Annotated in this window: 14 protein-coding genes and 1 tRNA gene; 8 read left to right on the top strand and 7 right to left on the bottom strand. The window is 63.1% G+C overall.

Annotation, left to right across the window (positions count from 1 at the left end):
• The first annotated feature begins 484 nt into the window (after positions 1 to 484).
• Both NKJ00_RS11215 and NKJ00_RS11220 read left to right on the top strand, forming a co-directional pair.
• The gene (locus NKJ00_RS11215) at positions 485 to 2,266 is read left to right on the top strand and encodes a glucan ABC transporter ATP-binding protein/ permease (RefSeq protein ID WP_023810179.1); all 1,782 of its coding nucleotides are present in this window, start codon (positions 485 to 487) and stop codon (positions 2,264 to 2,266) included.
• Positions 2,267 to 2,447: 181 nt separating this feature from the next.
• Positions 2,448 to 3,212: a heme ABC transporter permease gene (locus tag NKJ00_RS11220; RefSeq protein WP_352629749.1), complete on the top strand. Its 765-nt coding sequence runs from the start codon at positions 2,448 to 2,450 to the stop codon at positions 3,210 to 3,212.
• Positions 3,213 to 3,384: 172 nt separating this feature from the next.
• On the opposite strand, the gene NKJ00_RS11225 is transcribed toward NKJ00_RS11220, so the two are convergent.
• Positions 3,385 to 4,443 carry a D-TA family PLP-dependent enzyme gene (locus NKJ00_RS11225; RefSeq protein ID WP_352554005.1) on the bottom strand — a complete coding sequence of 353 codons (1,059 nt, stop codon included), beginning with the start codon at positions 4,441 to 4,443 and terminating at the stop codon, positions 3,385 to 3,387.
• Positions 4,444 to 4,634: 191 nt separating this feature from the next.
• Between NKJ00_RS11225 and NKJ00_RS11230 the strand changes: the two genes are divergently transcribed.
• Complete coding sequence (locus NKJ00_RS11230) at positions 4,635 to 5,321, top strand: D-lyxose/D-mannose family sugar isomerase (protein ID WP_352629752.1); 687 nt, start codon at positions 4,635 to 4,637, stop codon at positions 5,319 to 5,321.
• 69 nt (positions 5,322 to 5,390) lie between these two features.
• Here NKJ00_RS11230 and NKJ00_RS11235 read toward each other — a convergent pair whose 3' ends face one another.
• The 5 genes from NKJ00_RS11235 to NKJ00_RS11255 all read right to left on the bottom strand — a co-directional run bounded on the left by NKJ00_RS11235 (position 5,391) and on the right by NKJ00_RS11255 (position 10,734).
• The gene (locus NKJ00_RS11235; RefSeq protein ID WP_352629754.1) at positions 5,391 to 6,542 is read right to left on the bottom strand and encodes a L,D-transpeptidase family protein; all 1,152 of its coding nucleotides are present in this window, start codon (positions 6,540 to 6,542) and stop codon (positions 5,391 to 5,393) included.
• A 442-nt stretch (positions 6,543 to 6,984) separates the two neighbouring features.
• The gene (locus NKJ00_RS11240; RefSeq protein ID WP_352629756.1) at positions 6,985 to 8,664 is read right to left on the bottom strand and encodes a hypothetical protein; all 1,680 of its coding nucleotides are present in this window, start codon (positions 8,662 to 8,664) and stop codon (positions 6,985 to 6,987) included.
• A gap of 70 nt (positions 8,665 to 8,734) precedes the next feature.
• Entirely contained in the window at positions 8,735 to 9,337 is a 603-nt protein-coding gene (locus tag NKJ00_RS11245) for a hypothetical protein (RefSeq protein ID WP_352629820.1), read from the bottom strand.
• A gap of 214 nt (positions 9,338 to 9,551) precedes the next feature.
• A tRNA-Gln gene (locus tag NKJ00_RS11250) sits at positions 9,552 to 9,625 on the bottom strand.
• Between the two features lie 176 nt (positions 9,626 to 9,801).
• Entirely contained in the window at positions 9,802 to 10,734 is a 933-nt protein-coding gene (locus tag NKJ00_RS11255) for a lysylphosphatidylglycerol synthase domain-containing protein (protein ID WP_352629758.1), read from the bottom strand.
• 391 nt (positions 10,735 to 11,125) lie between these two features.
• On the opposite strand from NKJ00_RS11255, the gene NKJ00_RS11260 reads away from it, so the two are divergent.
• Both NKJ00_RS11260 and NKJ00_RS11265 read left to right on the top strand, forming a co-directional pair.
• On the top strand, positions 11,126 to 12,484 hold the full coding sequence (locus NKJ00_RS11260) for a Ppx/GppA phosphatase family protein (RefSeq protein WP_352629760.1): 1,359 nt from the start codon (positions 11,126 to 11,128) through the stop codon (positions 12,482 to 12,484).
• A gap of 22 nt (positions 12,485 to 12,506) precedes the next feature.
• Complete coding sequence (locus NKJ00_RS11265) at positions 12,507 to 13,298, top strand: RlmE family RNA methyltransferase (protein WP_352629762.1); 792 nt, start codon at positions 12,507 to 12,509, stop codon at positions 13,296 to 13,298.
• Between the two features lie 11 nt (positions 13,299 to 13,309).
• On the opposite strand, the gene NKJ00_RS11270 is transcribed toward NKJ00_RS11265, so the two are convergent.
• A complete protein-coding gene (locus NKJ00_RS11270) occupies positions 13,310 to 14,731 on the bottom strand; it encodes an MFS transporter (protein WP_352629764.1) in 1,422 nt (473 codons plus the stop codon).
• 308 nt (positions 14,732 to 15,039) lie between these two features.
• Between NKJ00_RS11270 and guaB the strand changes: the two genes are divergently transcribed.
• Genes guaB through NKJ00_RS11285 form a run of 3 tightly spaced genes read left to right on the top strand, consistent with a single transcriptional unit; the run spans position 15,040 to position 17,573 of the window.
• Positions 15,040 to 16,542 carry an IMP dehydrogenase gene (gene guaB, locus NKJ00_RS11275; protein WP_352629766.1) on the top strand — a complete coding sequence of 501 codons (1,503 nt, stop codon included), beginning with the start codon at positions 15,040 to 15,042 and terminating at the stop codon, positions 16,540 to 16,542.
• Positions 16,493 to 17,116: a hypothetical protein gene (locus NKJ00_RS11280; RefSeq protein ID WP_352629768.1), complete on the top strand. Its 624-nt coding sequence runs from the start codon at positions 16,493 to 16,495 to the stop codon at positions 17,114 to 17,116. The genes guaB and NKJ00_RS11280 overlap by 50 nt, the downstream gene beginning before the upstream one ends.
• Positions 17,117 to 17,153: 37 nt before the next feature.
• Entirely contained in the window at positions 17,154 to 17,573 is a 420-nt protein-coding gene (locus NKJ00_RS11285) for an MAPEG family protein (RefSeq protein ID WP_352629770.1), read from the top strand.
• The last annotated feature ends 8 nt before the right edge of the window (positions 17,574 to 17,581 follow it).

Consider the following 17,581-nt stretch of genomic DNA (forward strand, 5'->3'; position numbering starts at 1 on the left):
TCGGGCCTGGGATCCGGGGCGCGACTTTTGCCGCCACGGCGGGATGAGAGGCCGTCCCGCCTGGCGTTGCCGCCTGCCGATTGAAGGACATGCCACCGAGGAGTGCATGAAATCAAAGGCTTGAGGCGTCCGACAGGGGCGCCACGAGCAGTGAGAGTTTGGCCTCCCTTCACCTGGAAGGGCGCCCTGCAGCTTTGTTTCGCTCTATACTTCGCAAAAGGCGATTTCGGCCTTAGTCATCCGCCCGACATTGTTGCTGATTAAAATTGTGGCAGCACGTGCCAACTGCCATGATTTCGCCGCATGCCTGACATTTTACCTGTCTTCTCAAACCGTTAGGTGATCACGGCAGATTTCGGAACGTCGCCATCTTTTGTTCGCTCTAAGGGAACTGAAGGGGTACACGGCCATTGTTTTGCGACGTATCAACCGGTACGAATAAAATGATGCAGTGCACAATAAACAGCGTGGCGGAGTAACTGGGGTGACCCTTCTGCAAATCTACTGGCGAGCTCTCGGTTATCTGGCCGCGGACAGGAAACGCGTTGCGTTGATCTGTTCGGCCAACGTGGCTCTCGCCATCGTAGCGCTTCTCGAGCCAATTATGTTCGGTCGCGTCATCGGCGCCATCTCCGAGCGTGGCTCTGTCTTCACCACGCTGGTCATGTGGGCCGGTCTCGGCGCCTTCAACATCGTTGCTTTCGTCATGGTGGCGCGCGGCGCTGACCGCTTCGCCCATGCTCGGCGCAGCGAAGTGCTGTGCCAGTCCTTCGAGCGTGTGATCACCATGCCGCTCGCCTGGCACCATCAGCACGGCACCTCCAATGCGCTGCACACGATGCTGCGCGCCGTCGAAACCCTGTTCAGCCTTTGGCTCGAATTCATGCGCCAGCATCTGTCCACGGCTGTCGCCCTCGTGCTGCTGGTTCCGACCGCGATCAGCATGGACCTGCGCATGTCGCTGGTGCTGCTTGGCCTCGGGCTGCTTTATGTCGGCATCGGCCGGATGGTCATGCGCCGCACCAAGGCGGGCCAGGCTGCGGTCGAGCGTCACTACCACAAGGTGTTCGCGCATGTGACCGACTCGGTCAGCAACGTTGCGGTGCTGCAGAGCTACAATCGCCTCGGCCACGAGGCCGATACGCTGCGCCGCTACGTCAAGAACCTGCTCGACGCGCAGAACCCCGTGCTCGACTGGTGGGCGCTGGCCAATGCCTTGCACCGTCTGTCATCGGCAATCTCGATGCTGATCGTGTTGTCGATCGGCTCCTATCTCGTCACTCATGGTCAGTTGGGTGTCGGCGACGTCATTGCCTTCACCGGTTTTGCCACGATGCTGATCGCTCGCCTCGACCAGATGTCGGCTTTCGCCAACCAGATTTCGGAGGCCCGTGCCAAGCTCGAGGATTTCTACCACCTCGAGGACTCCGCGGCTGATGCCGCCGAGCCGGACGGCTTGCGCGATCTTGCCAACGTCACCGGCCATGTCCGCTTCGAGAATGTCGGCTTTGAGTTCGCCAATTCCGGCCAAGGCATCGACGACGTGTCCTTCGAGGTGCAGGCGGGCCAGACCGTCGCCATTGTGGGCCCGACGGGCGCCGGCAAGACCACGCTCATCAACCTGCTGCAGCGTGTCTTCTCGCCGTCCCATGGCCGTATCCTGATCGACGGCATCGACACCCGTACCGTGACCCGCAAGTCGGTGCGCCATTCGATCGCCACCGTGTTCCAGGATGCCGGGCTGCTCAACCGCTCGATCGAGGACAACATCCGTGTTGGCCGCGCCGATGCAAGCAATGACGAGATTCATGCCGCCGCCAATGCGGCTGCCGCACAGGACTTCATCCTGTCCAAGAGCAATGGCTACGACACGGTGGTTGGCGAACGTGGCGGCCAGCTGTCGGGCGGCGAGCGTCAGCGCATCGCCATTGCCCGCGCCGTGCTGAAGGACGCACCGATCCTGGTGCTCGACGAGGCGACCAGCGCGCTGGACGTCGAGACCGAGGACCGCGTCAAGGAAGCGATCGACGAGTTGCGCCGCGACCGCACGACCTTCATCATCGCCCACCGCCTGACCACCGTTCGCGACGCCGATCTGGTCGTGTTCATGGACAAGGGCAGGGTGGTCGAGATGGGCGGCTTCACCGAGCTGTCGCTGCGCAATGGCCGCTTTGCCAGCCTGTTGCGCGCCGGCGGCCTGCTCAACGACGAGGAAGTCCGCCGCCTCAGCCGCACCGTGCAGCAGCAGCAGGAAGCCGCCGCCTGAGCTTCTTTCTTCTACCTCCCCCTTGTGGGGAGGACCGTAGGTCCGGGTGGGGTAAGGGCGCCATCGCCGCTCCCCCACCCCGCTGCTTCGCAGCGACCCTCCCCACAAGGGGGAGGGTAAGAAGACCTGCGACACCACCGCTCGATTGCCCCGAACGCCGCGGCGGTTTATGTAGAAACGCATGAGCGACACGACTTCACGCCTGACCGGCTGGATGGATCTCGCCAACCCGACGCGCTTCGTCGGGCTGGCGGACAAGGTCGTGCCGTGGCTGGCCACGATCGCCACACTCATCCTCGCCGTCGGGCTCTATATGAGCTTCGCCGCGCCTGAGGATTTCCAGCAGGGCATAACCGTCCGCATCATGTACATCCACGTGCCTTTCGCCTGGCTGGCCATGATGTGCTACACGCTGATGGCGGTCTCGGCGCTGGGCACGCTTGTCTGGCGGCACCCGCTGGCAGATGTCGCGCTGAAATCCGCAGCCCCCATCGGCGCTGTCTCCACCGCGCTGGCGCTGATCACCGGTTCGATCTGGGGTAAGCCGATGTGGGGCACCTGGTGGGTCTGGGATGCGCGTCTGACCTCGGTCTTCGTGCTGTTCCTGATGTATCTCGGCATCATCGCGCTGACCCGCGCACTCGACGACGCAAGCCGCGCCGCCTGGGCCGCCGCCATCATCACGCTGGTCGGCTTCATCAACATCCCGATCATCAAATTCTCGGTCGACTGGTGGAACACGCTGCATCAGCCAGCCTCGGTGTTCCGCATGGGCGGCTCGACTATCGACCCCAGCCTGCTATGGCCGCTTCTGGTGATGGCGCTCGGCTTTACCGTGCTGTTCTTCGCGCTGCACCTGATGGCGATGCGCACCGAAATCCGCCGCCGCCGGGTGATTGCCATGCGCAGGGTTGCGGCACGGCAGGCCGAGCGGTCCGCCAACTGACACGCGTCGACTGTAATTTTCGCTTTCGCCAACGTCTATCTCTGAGCAGTGAGTGGGGCGCTGAAGCTGCTGATCTCCCCACTTGAGGGAGGTGGCCGGCAGGCCAGAGGGGGCGCTGTCCCGCCGGCGTGCTGAAGATACTGCGGCGTTTCGCTGGCCTTGATGATGACCCTCACCCCATCCTTCCGCGCGCCGCCACCGGCAACGTTTCCAGCACCTTGTCGCCGTCGACCAGATTGACCTCGTTGAACAGGTTTGTGACGACGCAGCAATGGTCGGGCACGACACGCACGCGCTCGCCGATGCGCAGCTTGCCGTCGCCCGAAAACGTGACGGTGCCGTGCTCCTCGCTCAGGCCCGTCACCCGCGCTCCCGACACGCCGAGCAACTCGCCGAAATCGGCGAGACCCAGCGTGTCGCTGGACAGCGCCTTGCTGCCGGCATCGAGGATAGCGCGCGTCGCTGTGGGATGGCTGACCACCGTCGACAGCACCGTCAGCGCGCAGTCGTCGAGGCCGCCGACGCCTTTGGCGACTTGATAGCGGTCGAGATAGATGTAGGTGCCTGGACGATACTCCGTGACAACAGATGTATCGCTGGAGCGCCACATATCCGGCGTGCCGCCGCTGGAGATGCGTTCGCAGGCGAGGCCCGACGCGGCAAGTGCCTGCTTGGCCTCGGTGAGCCAGGCTTCGGCCTCCGCTGCCCGCCCGGCGGCCGGGTAGGTCATCAGTCCGCCGAAGGCGAGGCCGCCGGCTCTGTCGATCCGTCTTGCCAGCGCGACCGCTTCATCAGCCGACTGCACGCCGCAGCGGCCCATGCCGGTGTCGCATTCGACCAGCACCTGCAAGCGATGACCGGCATCGGTGAAGGTGGTTGCCAGCCCTTCGAGCGTCTCCATGCTGTCCGCTGTCACCGACAGGGTGACGCGCCCGTGCAGCCCCAGAAGCCGCTCCAGCTTGGCGCGCCCAAGGATGTTGTAGGGAAGAAAAATATCGGTCAGCCCGGCATCCGCCATCACCTCGGCCTCGCCAATCTTCTGGCAGGTGATGCCGACGGCGCCGGCCGCCACCTGCTTCTTCGCCCAGTAGGGCAATTTGTGCGTCTTGATATGCGGCCTGAGCTTCAGCCCGTTCTTGTCGGCATGCGCCTGGGCGCGGGCAATGTTGGCTTCCGCGCGCGCGGCGTCGATCAGGATGGATGGCGTATCGAGATCGTGGACGGTCGGCATCATCTTTCACCCCATGAGGAATCCGCGGGTTTTATGGCCCTGAAAATCCGTGATGTCACGCGGCCAGCGAAGCGGATCTGTGGTCCATGCACCTAAGCGCAACGCCGGACAGGACGGCGAGATGGATCGACACCGCATCGACGTTCGGCTATGCGATTTGCCAGACAAATCGATACGAAGGGATCATGATCATGAAGCGCTCCGCCATCAACGACATCATCCGCGAAGCCGACGCTTTCATCCGCTCGTTCGGCTACATCATGCCGCCCTTCGCCTATTGGTCGCCGCAGGAGGCGAAGGCGCGTCAGGTCGACTCGTCGGCCGTATTCACCTCGCGGCTTGGCTGGGACATCACCGATTACGGGCAAGAGAAATTCAGGGAACTCGGCCTGTTCCTGTTCACCGTTCGCAACGGCCGCTACGAGGACATGAAGAAGGGCATGGGCATGCTTTATGCCGAGAAGATCATGATCTCGCGCAAGGACCAGCTGTCGCCGATGCACCGCCACAACATCAAGGCCGAGGACATCATCAACCGTGGCGGGGGCAAGCTGGTGCTGGAACTGTTCATGCATGACCGCGACGGCGGCATCGATCCCAAGGCCGAGGTTTCGGTGCCGGTCGACGGAACCATCCACAGGCTGCCTGCGGGTGGGCTCCTGAAGCTCGACCCGGGCCAGAGCGTCACGCTGCTGCCCGGCGTCTGGCATGCCTTCTGGGCCGAGGGCAAGGACGTGCTGATCGGCGAGGTCTCGACCGTCAATGACGATCTCACCGACAATGTGTTCCGCGAACCGATCGGGCGTTTTTCCAACATCGACGAAGACGTTGCCCCGGCGCACCTGCTGGTGTCCGACTATGAGAAGTGGCTGGGGTAGGGGGCGCCGCCCCATGCCTTCGGTGACGCCAGCCCCACGATCGAAAGCGGGTTAGCCGGTAGCGCCTACCTACTGCGATCCTTGTTCGACCGATCCTGCCGCTTCGTCCTTGAAGACGACCTTTGTGCCTTTTTGCACTTTGGAGGCGAGGTCTTCGGCATCCCAGTTGGTCAGGCGGATGCAACCATGCGAGAAGGTCTTTCCGATCTTGCCTGGGTCCGGCGCCCCGTGAATGCCATAACTATCGATGGACAAATCGATCCAGACCGATCCCACCGGATTGTTTGGTCCGGCAGCGATCGTGAAGGGGCGCTTGGTCTTCACCCCCTTGAAGGCAAACTCTGGATCGTAGTGATAGGTTGGGTGGCGCACCACGCGTTTGACCTCTGCCTCGCCACTCGGCGCGGGCTTCTCCTGGCTCCCGATCGAGGCGGGGTACGTCGCAAGCACTTTGCCGAAAGGGTCCAGCACGCGAACCTGGCGAGCGCTCTTGTCGACCTCGACGTTCCCAATGTCTTGCGGCGGATCACCTCGGGCGACAGCTGGCACCAGCAGCTTTTGCCCCGCCTTCCTGAAGCCGATGCCGGGATTGAGCCGTTCAAGCAGCTGCTCGCTGATGTGGAAGCGCTCCGCCATCTTTTCCAAGGCATTGTGATAGGCGAGCCGGGGCAGGCGGGCCATCCTCTCCATGCGCGCCGGAATTCGCCTGGTGAACGGTCCACGCACATCCTTGCGCGTCAACTCGTAGGTCTCAAGCGCGGGGCGCGAGGAGGTCGCGACCAGCTTGTCCCATGTCTCGCGGCTAAGCTTGCCGTCGGCAGGCAATCCGTTGGCCGCTTGAAACGCACTGACTGCCCGGGTGAAGTTCTCTGCTTGGCGGCCGTCGATCAGGCCTGGCGAGAAGCGTGCACGATCCAGGAGGATTTGCGCCTTCAGCACGGTCACACTGACGCCTTTCGCTTCGCTGCCGTCAAATTGGGCGTTGTTGACGGTGGCCGCGTCCAGTTTTGCCGCCGCCGTTGCATCGCATGCCATGACGAGCATGGCGGCCGCGGCAAGAACGAGCCTGATCATGGAGGTCACACTCCTGTATGAGCACCTGCTTCTATGACGTCGCACGGCCGATCTGGTTCCATTCCCCTGCATCTGAGTCCGGTTGCCGAGTGCCGATGCGCCGCAGCGAACCCGGACCAGGAGCACCCGGCGGTGGCGCGGGTGCATTGTTGATAAGGGTCCGCCATCATCAAGATGGATGGCGACTCTCGTCAGCGCCTGTGTTGGCAATAGGCCAAGGTCCCATTGAGCGTCTGTCTCCATAGGCTCGGTGATCGAGGAGAGCCAGGATGCAATTTCCTGCCCAGAAGAACAGAAGACCGGCTCAACCAGCCGAGGACGAGCGCCAGGCACGGCTTGAGAAAACAGCCAGGCTCAAGCAGCTTAGGTCCTATGCTTCCTGGCTTTCGTCTGACCCAAACGCCCAACTTCACGATGAGATAGACTGCTCGGTGCTGATCGAGGAAGGCGTGGAACGACGCGGCATGGAGCCTTGGCCGATCGGCAGGTGACACGACCGGGCGGCGAGATTTCCACCGCCAACGACGATCGGCCGACAATTGTTTGGCGAGCCGATCGGCCGCAACAGTGGCGGCAGGCTGACTTCGCGTCAGTGACAGCAGCCTTGCTGCGCGCTCGTCCTGCACAGGCAGGACGAGGTGATCGGCACATCCGCCTTGGCCATCGCCGCGGCAAGGCTTGTCTGCAGTATCGACAATTCATCAGTCTCGCCGCGCCGTTTCAGGCATTCCACCAGCCCGTGCAATGCCCAGACATTGTTCGGATGTTGGGCGCAGCGCTGCACCTTGCCGCTCAGGCCCAGGTCGTCGCGATAGACCTGTTCTGCTTCTTGCGCGTGGCTCTGGTCGAGAAGCAGCGCCGCCAGCGCATGGCGCGGCGGGTGCATCCAGGCCCACGGTTCGGTGTAGGACAAATTGTCGTCAAGCTCGACCGCCTGCCGCAAATGGCCATAGGCCTCGTCATGCCGGCCCTGGTGGTACGCCAGCTCGCCGTCGAGCAGAGCGACACCGACAGCCAGCGAAGCCTGCGCCGGGTTGCTGAGGAAGCGCCGCTCGGGCGCAATGCCTTTCAGATGCCGATGGAATTCTTCGCGCTCGCGCTCGGCTTCAGCGAAATTCCCCAGCGTCGCATGCGCCACACCCTTGGCGTAGTGCTGCATGGCCGCCGTCAGCACATAGAGGCCCGGATCGTCGGTCACCGGTTCGTCGATGATCTCCTGCCAGCGGCCGAAGCGCACTTGCACATGCGATTTCATCGCATGGTAGCCTTCCACCGTCTGCGTGAGTTTGGGCCGGCCCTGGATGGCGACCACGTCGCGCGCGACCAGGCTGCGCACTCTGTCGGCGGCCCACAGTGCAGGCTGGTACTGGCCCGACAACATGCAGGTAAACATCATCAGGTGCAGATCGTGGCAGCAGCCCAGCAAGTAGTAGGTCGGCTCGTCCGCATAGGCCAGATAGAGGTCGTTGGCGCGCACCGCCTTTTCGCTGGCACGTTTGGCTTTCTCATACTCGCCGCACAGCACATAGATGTGCCCCGGCATGTGGTTCATATGTCCGGCATCGGGGCACATCTCGCCGAGCAGATCCGCCGAGCGCATGCCGCGCTCCGGCATGGTGGACATTTCCAGGAGATGAATGTGCAGGTGGACGATCGCCGGATGTTGTGCCGCGCCGGCTTCATCGGCAAGCCGGATCGACCGCTCGCAGACATCGAGCGCCTCGACGACATCGGAATTCGGCGCCGGCGCGCCGGTCTTGAGGTTCCACAGCCGCCGCACCGTGCGCATCATCAGCGCTTCGACCAGCAGTGCCATCACATCATGGTCGTCGGGAAAGTCCCTGTATACTCGGCGCATCTCGGCGGCGTAGGCGTCATCCCACTGCTCGAATTCCGGCAGTGGCACCCGATGCGGCTTCTGAAAGCGGGCGGCCAGCGCCTCGATCAGCCGCTTCTCGACCTCACTGGCGGAAGCCGTATTGGCACGCGCCAGCTGGACATGCTCGAAGCAGCGCCTGGTCGCGCTGTCGGCCTCGGCCGCGCCATGCTCTTTCCAGGTCAGATTGTAGAAAGGGCCGGCGGCATAGGCGATGCCCCAATGGATCATCGGGCAGTGAGGATCCGTCTCCAGCGCCTTCTGAAAACACTTGATGCCTTCCTCATGGTTGAAGCCGTAGCACCAGTTGAGGCCGATATCGAACCAACCCTGGGTTTCTGCCGAGCGAGTGGAGATGGGGCGGCGGTAGGTGCCGAGGTCGAAGCGGTCCATGTCTTCCATTCAAGTTTGGGCTGTTGTTCTAGATATTGCCACCACTGCTAGCTGGTCCTTAAGCGGCGCTTCATTTTTGCCAGCCGGCTAGCTCTGGCAGGTCGTCGAGCCAACTTTTTTCCGTCATCAAGACATCGCCGGGCTGCGGGTCAGTGGCGTTTTGAATGAGCCAGTCCATCCACTTCCGATAGGCAGCCGGGTCCAACTGAGGCGGCAACACCTTGGCCTTGGCCAGCATGCGTTTGCGGAAACTCACCTGCCTGCGGAGTTTGGTCGTCGTGAATTTGATGGCCTTGCCCTGGTATTCGACCGTCCAGCGCTCATCGCCATGGCTGGTCAGCCTGTCGATGGCGAAACCGACGTCCACCGGCCTATCCCGCCACGGAAGCTCGATGGCATTCTTCCTCAGATCGAGTGCCCATCGCCTGTAGTCGGTTCCGGCACGCTGGGGCGGCAGCACCCCAGCCTGTTCGAGTATCTTCCTGCGGAAGGTCGGCTGCTTCTTGAGCTGGCCTGTCGTCAGCTCGACGCGATGCCCACGGAATTCGACATGCCATCGGATCCTCCCATTGCCGAAATACTTCACCAGCCTGTCGATGACGAACTCGTCATCGGAGAGCGTCAAGCAGCCGTCCTTGATGCTTTCGAAAATGTACTGGCTGTCAGTGAGCATGACGCGGCATTGTGCTGGAACCTTCATGAAGCTTAGCGAGTAGCACGCGCCGGCGGCAACGATCTTTTTCGCTCCGGGAATCTCGACCGGCTCAATTGCGGGCAACTGCGGGTAGCGCCCGTAAAAGCCCGGTACTGTGCGTAACTGACATAGCGATGCAGATGAAAACGATGCCAAATTGGCGTGCTAAATCATCGGTTTGCTTGTGGGATTTTGGCTGGGGAACCTGGATTCGAACCAGGACTAACGGAGTCAGAGTCCGTGGGTCTACCGTTAACCTATTCCCCAGCAGGCGCGGTCATGAACCGTGCGGGCCGAGCGGGCAAGCCGCTGTGAGCGCTGCCTTGTAGCCGCCAGCGGAAAATAGTCAAGCCTGCTCTGTGGTTCAATGGCAGGTTTCGTCAGGTGATTTCAGACACCACACTTCAGATGCAGGCGCGCGGCTCCCAGTCCAATCCCATGCCTCAAGGCTCTGTCCGGCCGAACTGTGAGCGTTCGAAGAACAGCACGACGCCCAGGCCCAAAATCAGCGGGATGATCAGGTAGAACAGCCGGAACACCAGCAGCGCCGCCAGCACGCCGACCGGATCCATGTCCGACAGGCCGGCGAGAAACACCACCTCGAACACGCCGAGCCCGCCCGGCGCATGCGAGATCTGTGCGATCGAGAAGGAGACGAGGAAGACGCCGAGAATGACGAAATAACCGGGATTGTGGGCTGCTGGCAGGGCAAAGAAGATGATCGCGGCGGCGGCCAGCAGTTCGATCGGGCCGATCAGCAACTGCCGGGCGACGATCGGCAGCGCCGGATAGTGGAGCTGAAAGCTGGCGATCTTCAGCGGGCGCAGATGCAGCCAGCTGCCGAAGACATAGGCGGCGACGAGCAGCAGCATCGCGATACCGGCCGCTTCCGACAGGCCATGATGGGCGATGCCGGAAAACCGGTCGAGTACCTCTGGCTCGAACACCAGAACGAGGCCCGAGGCGAGAATCGTCGACAGCACGAAGGTGATCCAGCAGACCGCCACCAGCACGCCGACATCCTGTCCGGTCAGGCCCCTGGTACCGTAGGCGCGATAGCGGATGACGGCGCCCGAAAACACCGAACCGCCAATGTTGTGCGACAGCGCATAGGTCGTGAAGGAGCACAGCGTGACGAACAGCCACGACACGCGCTTGCCGATATGCAGGAGCGCGATGTGGTCGTAGCCGGCAAGCGAGGCATAGGCGATGACCGAACACAGCGCGGCAAGGACCCAACCCCGGGTCGGAATGGCCGTGATACCGTCCCAGACGTCGTCGAGTGAAACGCCGCGCAGTTCGTGCCAGAGCAGCAGCAGCGAGAAGATCACGGCGGCGATGCCGACAACCGGCCAGAAATAGCGTCTCCAGTTCATTGCCTGCCAATTCATTGCCTGACTGCCATGCGTTGCGGGTCCGCTTCCTTTTCCGTGGCTGGTGGGAGGCCGGCTTGCCGGATTCTTCCGCTCATTTCAGAAATGCCTCATCGAAGCCGGCTATTCAACCGCGAACCCTTGTCGCAGCGGCGGCCGGCAAGATTTGTCCGTCGTGAGCGGCCGAAAGAGATGCCGGCAGGCGTAGCGCCGGCATCTGCGGCGTGCGGGTTCATACGCGGCCGCACCGGAACGGCGGTTTGCGGCCTGCCGGCAAAATTCGGCACGCGGCTCTTGGTGATCGGGCGCGGCGCTGTTAGTCTGGCGGCAACTTAAAACACTGAAGCGCCTGCTGCGTCCATCATAGGTTCGCGCGGCGCCGGAAGGAACGACAGTGGAAGACCACGACACCGGCGCCGGCGCGCCGGAGGTGGGCGTGTCCAGCGCTTCCCAGCGGTCGGCTGGCCCGGGGAACGCAAGCTGGCAGCAACGTCGCCCGACGGAGCTCCGCTCCGCGGACGGGCAGGCGGGCGACGCACCCCACAAAGGCAAGCCCAAGAAGCGGCGCAAGCGAAGGCGCGGGCGCAAGGTTTTTGCGCGCGACGAGGCACGTCCCACGGAGAATCGATCGCCGGCGCCGGGCAAAGCCGGTGTCCCGGCGGCGGAGTCCCACAGACCGGCGGAATCGGTGGTCTCGCCCGCCGCTGTAGTGCCACGGCCGGAACAGAGCGCCCGTCGGCCGCCGGTCCAGGAGCTTCCGGTGTTTGCGGCGCTTGACCTCGGCACCAACAATTGCCGGCTGCTGGTGGCGGTGCCGACGCGGCATGGCCAGTTCCGCGTCATCGACGCTTTTTCTCGCATCGTCCGGCTGGGCGAGGGGCTCACCGCCAATGGCCGGCTCGGCCAGCCGGCGATGGACCGCGCGGTCGAGGCGCTGAAAATCTGCGGCGACAAATTGCGCAACCGCAAGATCAGAAAAGCCCGGCTGATCGCCACCGAGGCCTGCCGCACGGCCGAAAACGGCGTCGAGTTCATCGACCGTGTCGAACGCGAGGCCGGCCTGAAGCTTGAGATCATCGACCGCCAGACCGAGGCGCGGCTGGCGGTGTCCGGCTGCGGCTCGCTGGTCGAGCGCGACACCCAAGGCGTCGTCCTGTTCGATATTGGCGGAGGTTCGTCGGAAATCGCGCTCATCGATCTCGCCGGCCGCCGTTCGCCAAGGCTGGCCCATCATATCGTGTCGTGGACGTCGCTGCCGGTCGGCGTCGTCTCGCTGGCCGAGCGCTTTGGCGGTCGCACGGTGACGCGCGAGATCTTTGCCGCCATGGTCGACGACGTTGCCGGCCGGCTGGCCAGCTTCGACGGTCGCGATCGGCTGAGCCATCTCAAGGCCAGCCCGAATTTCCATCTGCTGGGTACGTCAGGCACTGTGACGACGCTGGCCGGTGTCCACCTTGAGCTCGAGCGCTATGATCGCCGCCGTGTCGACGGGCTGTGGATGGACCGCGACAGCGTCGATCGCATGGTCGAAAGACTGGTCGGCTGGGATTTCCAGCAGCGCTGCGCCAACGCTTGCATCGGTGCCGATCGCGCCGATCTGGTGCTGGCCGGCTGTGCTATCCTCGAAGCGATCCGCGCCGTGTGGCCGTCCGAGCGGCTGCGAGTCGCCGATCGTGGCCTGCGCGAAGGTATTTTGAGCGAACTGATGGCCGATGATGGCGTCTGGCGCAACGATGGGCGTGGCAGAGCGTGAGCCCGAACCGAAGAAATAAGCAATGACGAAGAAACCGGAAAAACCAGGGTCCGCCAGCATTCGTGTGCTGAAGACGCGGATCAAGAAGAAGAGCGGGCTGAAGGAATCGTCGCGCCGCTGGCTGCAGCGCCACATCAACGATCCCTATGTCCAGCGCTCCAAGGCTGACGGCTATCGCTCGCGCGCGGCCTACAAGCTGATCGAGATCGACGACAAGCATCATCTGCTGAAACCCGGCATGAAGGTGATCGATCTTGGTGCGGCCCCCGGCGGCTGGTGCCAGGTTGCGGCCGCGCGGACGAAATCGACGGCCGACAAGCCGCATGTCATCGGTATCGATTATCTCGAAATGGACGCCGTGCCCGGCGCGCCGGTGCTGTTGATGGATTTCCTCGATCCGCTGGCGCCGCAAAAGCTGGCCGAGGCGTTGGGCGGGGATCCCGATATCGTGCTGTCCGACATGGCGGCACCGACCACCGGCCACAAGCGGACCGACCATATCCGCACCATGCATCTGTGCGAGGTGGCAGCCGATTTCGCGCTGTCGGTGCTGAAGCCGGGCGGGCATTTCCTTGCCAAGACCTTCCAGGGCGGCGCCGAAAACGAACTGCTCTCCATGCTCAAGAAGAACTTCCGCTCCGTGCATCACGTCAAGCCGCCGGCGTCGCGGGATGAATCGGTCGAGCTCTATTTGCTGGCCAAGGATTTTAAAGGGCGAGAGCCGCCGCCAGGCGGATCGGAACGTCCAGTGGACGTTCCGAAGGACTCGAGCGCCCAGAGCCATAGCGAAGGGCCGGAGGACGACGAAACGTAAAGCCAGCCGCATCAGTTGCCGGGCGGGCTCACCGTTTCCAGCGTCTTGGGCATGGTCAGCTGGCCATGGCCCGAGACGGCGTTTCCGGCATCGGGCGCCAGCCGGACGAAGGATAGCGATGCCGCCGCCGAGACCGCTGCAACGATGAAGAAGGCAATGTGGAAGTCGTCCAGCGACAGCGGGCCGCCATGGATTGACGTCGATACTTCCAGGATTCCGCCGGCCAGCGCCACGCCGAGCGCGACCGACAACTGCTGGAACACCGCTGTAATCGGCGTCGCCTTGCTGGTGTCTTCAGCCGAAACCTCGGCATAGGCGAGCGCATTGACGCCAGTGAAGAACATCGAGCGGATGATGCCGCCGACGAGCAGCATGGCCAGCATCAAGAGATAGGGTGTGTCGGGTGTGAACAGGCCGTTGATGGCGATCGAGGCGGCAGCGACCAGCGAACCGACAACCAGAACGCGGCGGAAGCCGGCGACGCGGAAGATCAGCGCGGTGACGAATTTCATGCCGATTGCGCCGATTGCAGAGACGAAGGTGATCATGCCGGACTGGAACGGCGTCAGCCCAAAGCCGATCTGGAACATCAGCGGCAGCAGGAACGGCACAGCACCAATGCCGATGCGGAACAGCCCGCCGCCAAGCACCGAGGAGCGGAACACCTGGTTGCGGAACAATTCGAGCGCCAGCAGCGGGTTTTTGGCGTGGCGCGCATGCAGCAGATAGAGCGCGCCCGATACGAGGCCGACCGCTACGGTGAGGACACCGACGATTGGCGGCAGATAGGGCAAGCTGACCACCGACAGGCCGAACACCACGCCGGATGCCGCCAGCCCGCTCAGCACGAAGCCGATGAAATCAAGTGGTGGGGTCTGCGCGGGTTCGGTCTCCGGCAGGAAACGCGTCGCCAGCCAGATGCCGATCAGACCGATCGGCACATTGATCAGGAAAATCCAGTGCCAGGTGAAGTAGGTGGTGATGAAGCCGCCGACCGGCGGGCCCACCAGCGGTCCGACCAGCGCCGGAACGGTCAGCCAGGACATCGCCGCGACGAGTTCGCTTTTCGGTGTCGCGCGCACCAGCACCAGCCGCCCGACCGGCGTCATCATGGCGCCGCCGATGCCTTGCAGGAAGCGCGACACCACGAAAGCCGGCAGCGAACCGGAGAGGGCGCAAGCGATCGACCCGACGATGAAGACGGCGATCGCGGCGCGAAACACGTGCTTGGCGCCGAAGCGGTCGGCCATCCAGCCGCTGACCGGAATGAAGATCGCCAGCGATACCAGATAGGCGGTCAGCGCCAGCTTGAGCGCGATCGGGCTGGTGTGGATGTCGACGGCGATCGCCGGCAGCGATGTCGCGATGACGGTCGAATCCATGTTTTCCATGAAAAGGGCGACCGCCAGTATAAGCGGAATGGTGCGGTTCAAGGAACGCGTCCAGACTTGAATGTTGCGTTGCCGGTTGCATGTCGGCCTTGAGGCGGGCGGTTACCATGCCTTCGCCGGCATGTCGCATTAATTTGCTGTCACTTTTGTGCGACCGGCAACCACAGGTCGCATCCCTTCGCCGAAAAGTCACCTTTCCGGGAGCGTGAAATCATCGGCTTTTCATCGGCGCTTGGACGTGGTACCAGCCAGCGCCAATCCTGAAAGGGAAGAAACGAGTCGGCGCTGTCCATTCCGGTCCAGCGCTTTTTTGTATTCCCCCACCACGTTTTATATTCAAGGGACTGGCTATGGCAAAAATCATCGAAACGTCCACCGGCGCATTGGCGCTGACCTTTGACGACGTGCTGCTGCAGCCGGGTCATTCCGAGGTCATGCCTGGCGAAACCGACGTCCGCACCCGCATCGCCGGCGACATCGACCTCAACGTGCCGATCCTCTCGGCGGCGATGGACACCGTCACCGAGGCGCGGCTTGCCATTGCCATGGCCCAGGCCGGCGGCATTGGCGTCATCCACCGCAATTTCTCGCCCGCCGAACAGGCCGAGCAGGTGCGGCAGGTCAAGAAATTCGAGTCCGGCATGGTGGTCAATCCCGTCACCATTGGCCCCGACGCGACGCTCGCCGACGCGCTGGGCCTGATGCGCAGCTATTCGATCTCGGGCATTCCGGTGGTCGAGAACGGCGGCAGCGGCGGCCACAAGATCGGACGGCTGATCGGTATCCTGACCAATCGCGACGTGCGCTTTGCATCCGATCCGGCGCAGAAGGTCCATGAACTGATGACCCGTGACAACCTGATCACGGTCAAGGAGAACGTCGACCAGGACGAGGCCAAGAGGCTTCTGCACCAGCACAGGATCGAAAAGCTGGTGGTCGTCGACAGGCAGGGCAATTGCGTCGGATTGATCACCGTCAAGGACATCGAGAAGTCCCAGCTCAACCCGCACGCCAGCAAGGACTCGCAGGGCCGCTTGCGTGCCGCCGCCGCCACCAGCGTTGGCGATGACGGTTTCGAGCGCGCCGAACGCCTCATCGATGCCGGCGTCGACCTTCTGGTGATCGACACCGCGCATGGCCACTCGCAACGCGTGCTCGACGCTGTCACGCGGGCGAAAAAACTATCCAACTCGGTCCGCATCCTGGCCGGCAACGTCGCCACCGCCGCGGGCACGCAGGCGCTGATCGACGCCGGTGCCGACGCCGTCAAGGTCGGCATCGGTCCGGGCTCCATCTGCACCACCCGCATCGTCGCCGGCGTCGGCGTGCCACAGCTCTCGGCGATCATGTCGGCGGTCGATACGGCGCACAAATCCGGCGTCTCGGTGATCGCCGATGGCGGCATCAAATATTCCGGCGATCTCGCCAAGGCGCTCGCCGCCGGCGCCAGTGCCGCCATGATCGGCTCGCTGCTGGCTGGGACCGACGAAAGCCCGGGCGAGGTCTATCTGCACCAGGGCCGCTCCTTCAAGGCGTATCGCGGCATGGGCTCGGTCGGCGCCATGGCCCGCGGCTCCGCCGATCGCTACTTCCAGGCCGAGGTGCGCGACACGCTGAAACTGGTCCCTGAAGGCATCGAGGGGCAGGTTCCCTACAAAGGACCTGTGTCTGGGGTGTTGCACCAGCTTGCAGGCGGGCTGAAAGCCGCTATGGGTTATGTTGGTGGCCGTGATCTTGCCGATTTCCGCGAGCGCGCCACTTTTGTGCGCATATCCAATGCCGGACTTCGTGAAAGCCACGCCCATGACGTCACGATTACCCGCGAAAGCCCGAACTATCCCGGCGGAGCCTGACCAGTACGGGCTCGGGCGGAACCTGACGGCAACGATCCTGCGGCTATCGCGCCACGCAGGCGCGCTCTGTTTCCTGTCGGTGGTGGTTTTCATCGCCATGACGGTTCTGGAATTCTTCTATTTCCGCCAGTTGAGCGGCGGCTTGCCGTCACTCGACATGCGCATTTTAGGGTTTACGCCGGACGAAGGCATGGCCTGGCTGACGGCGCTCGGCCGGCGCGGCGGCGAGATCATTCTCGTCTGGCATTATCTGACCTTCGATCTGTTGTTCCCGGCGCTGTTGTCGGTCACGCTGGTCAGCCTCATCCTGGCCACCGGCCGGCGATTGAAGGCTTTCCGCGTGCTGCCGGCGCAGCTGCAGTCGATTTTCGCGTTGGTCCTGGTGCTTCCCTACACGCTTGCACATTACGTTCAGAACTTTGCGGTGGCGCGGCTTCTGTCCGATTTCCTGTCGGCCAACCCGGACTCGCTGTCTTTCGCCTCGGCGCTCACCGTCACCAAATTCGCGCTTTTCGCCATACCGGTGATCGTCATTGCGGCCTTCTGGCTGGCAGGCCAGAAACGCCAGGCCTGATGCCGCACGCGAAGCCCAACCGGGCAGGGGGCACTTGATGAACCAGACCACGATCTTCTGGCCCGTTCTCGCGCATGTGCTGCTGATCTACATCGTCTACTGCGTGCTGGGTCGCCGCAGATACGGCGCAGTCAGGTCAGGCGAGGCGAAACCCGGTCAGTTCAAGGTGCGTTCGACCGAGCCGGCCTCCAGCGTCACCGTTGCCGCCAATCTCACCAACCAGTTCGAACTGCCGGTGCTGTTCTATGTGCTGTGCCTGACGCTGCACCTGACCAACGGCGTCAACTATCTGACCTTGGCGCTGATGTGGATTTTCGTCGCGTCGCGCTATTTCCATGCCTGGGTTCACCTGACCAGCAACAATCTGCTGCTGCGCAGCCGGTCCTTCTTCGTCAGTGCGGTGATTCTCCTGCTGGGATGGATCTGGTTCGCGCTGCACCTGCTCGGCGTGGTTTGAGCAGACAG

The organism is Mesorhizobium sp. M0227, assembly GCF_040321855.1.
Taxonomy (GTDB): Bacteria; Pseudomonadota; Alphaproteobacteria; order Rhizobiales; family Rhizobiaceae; genus Mesorhizobium.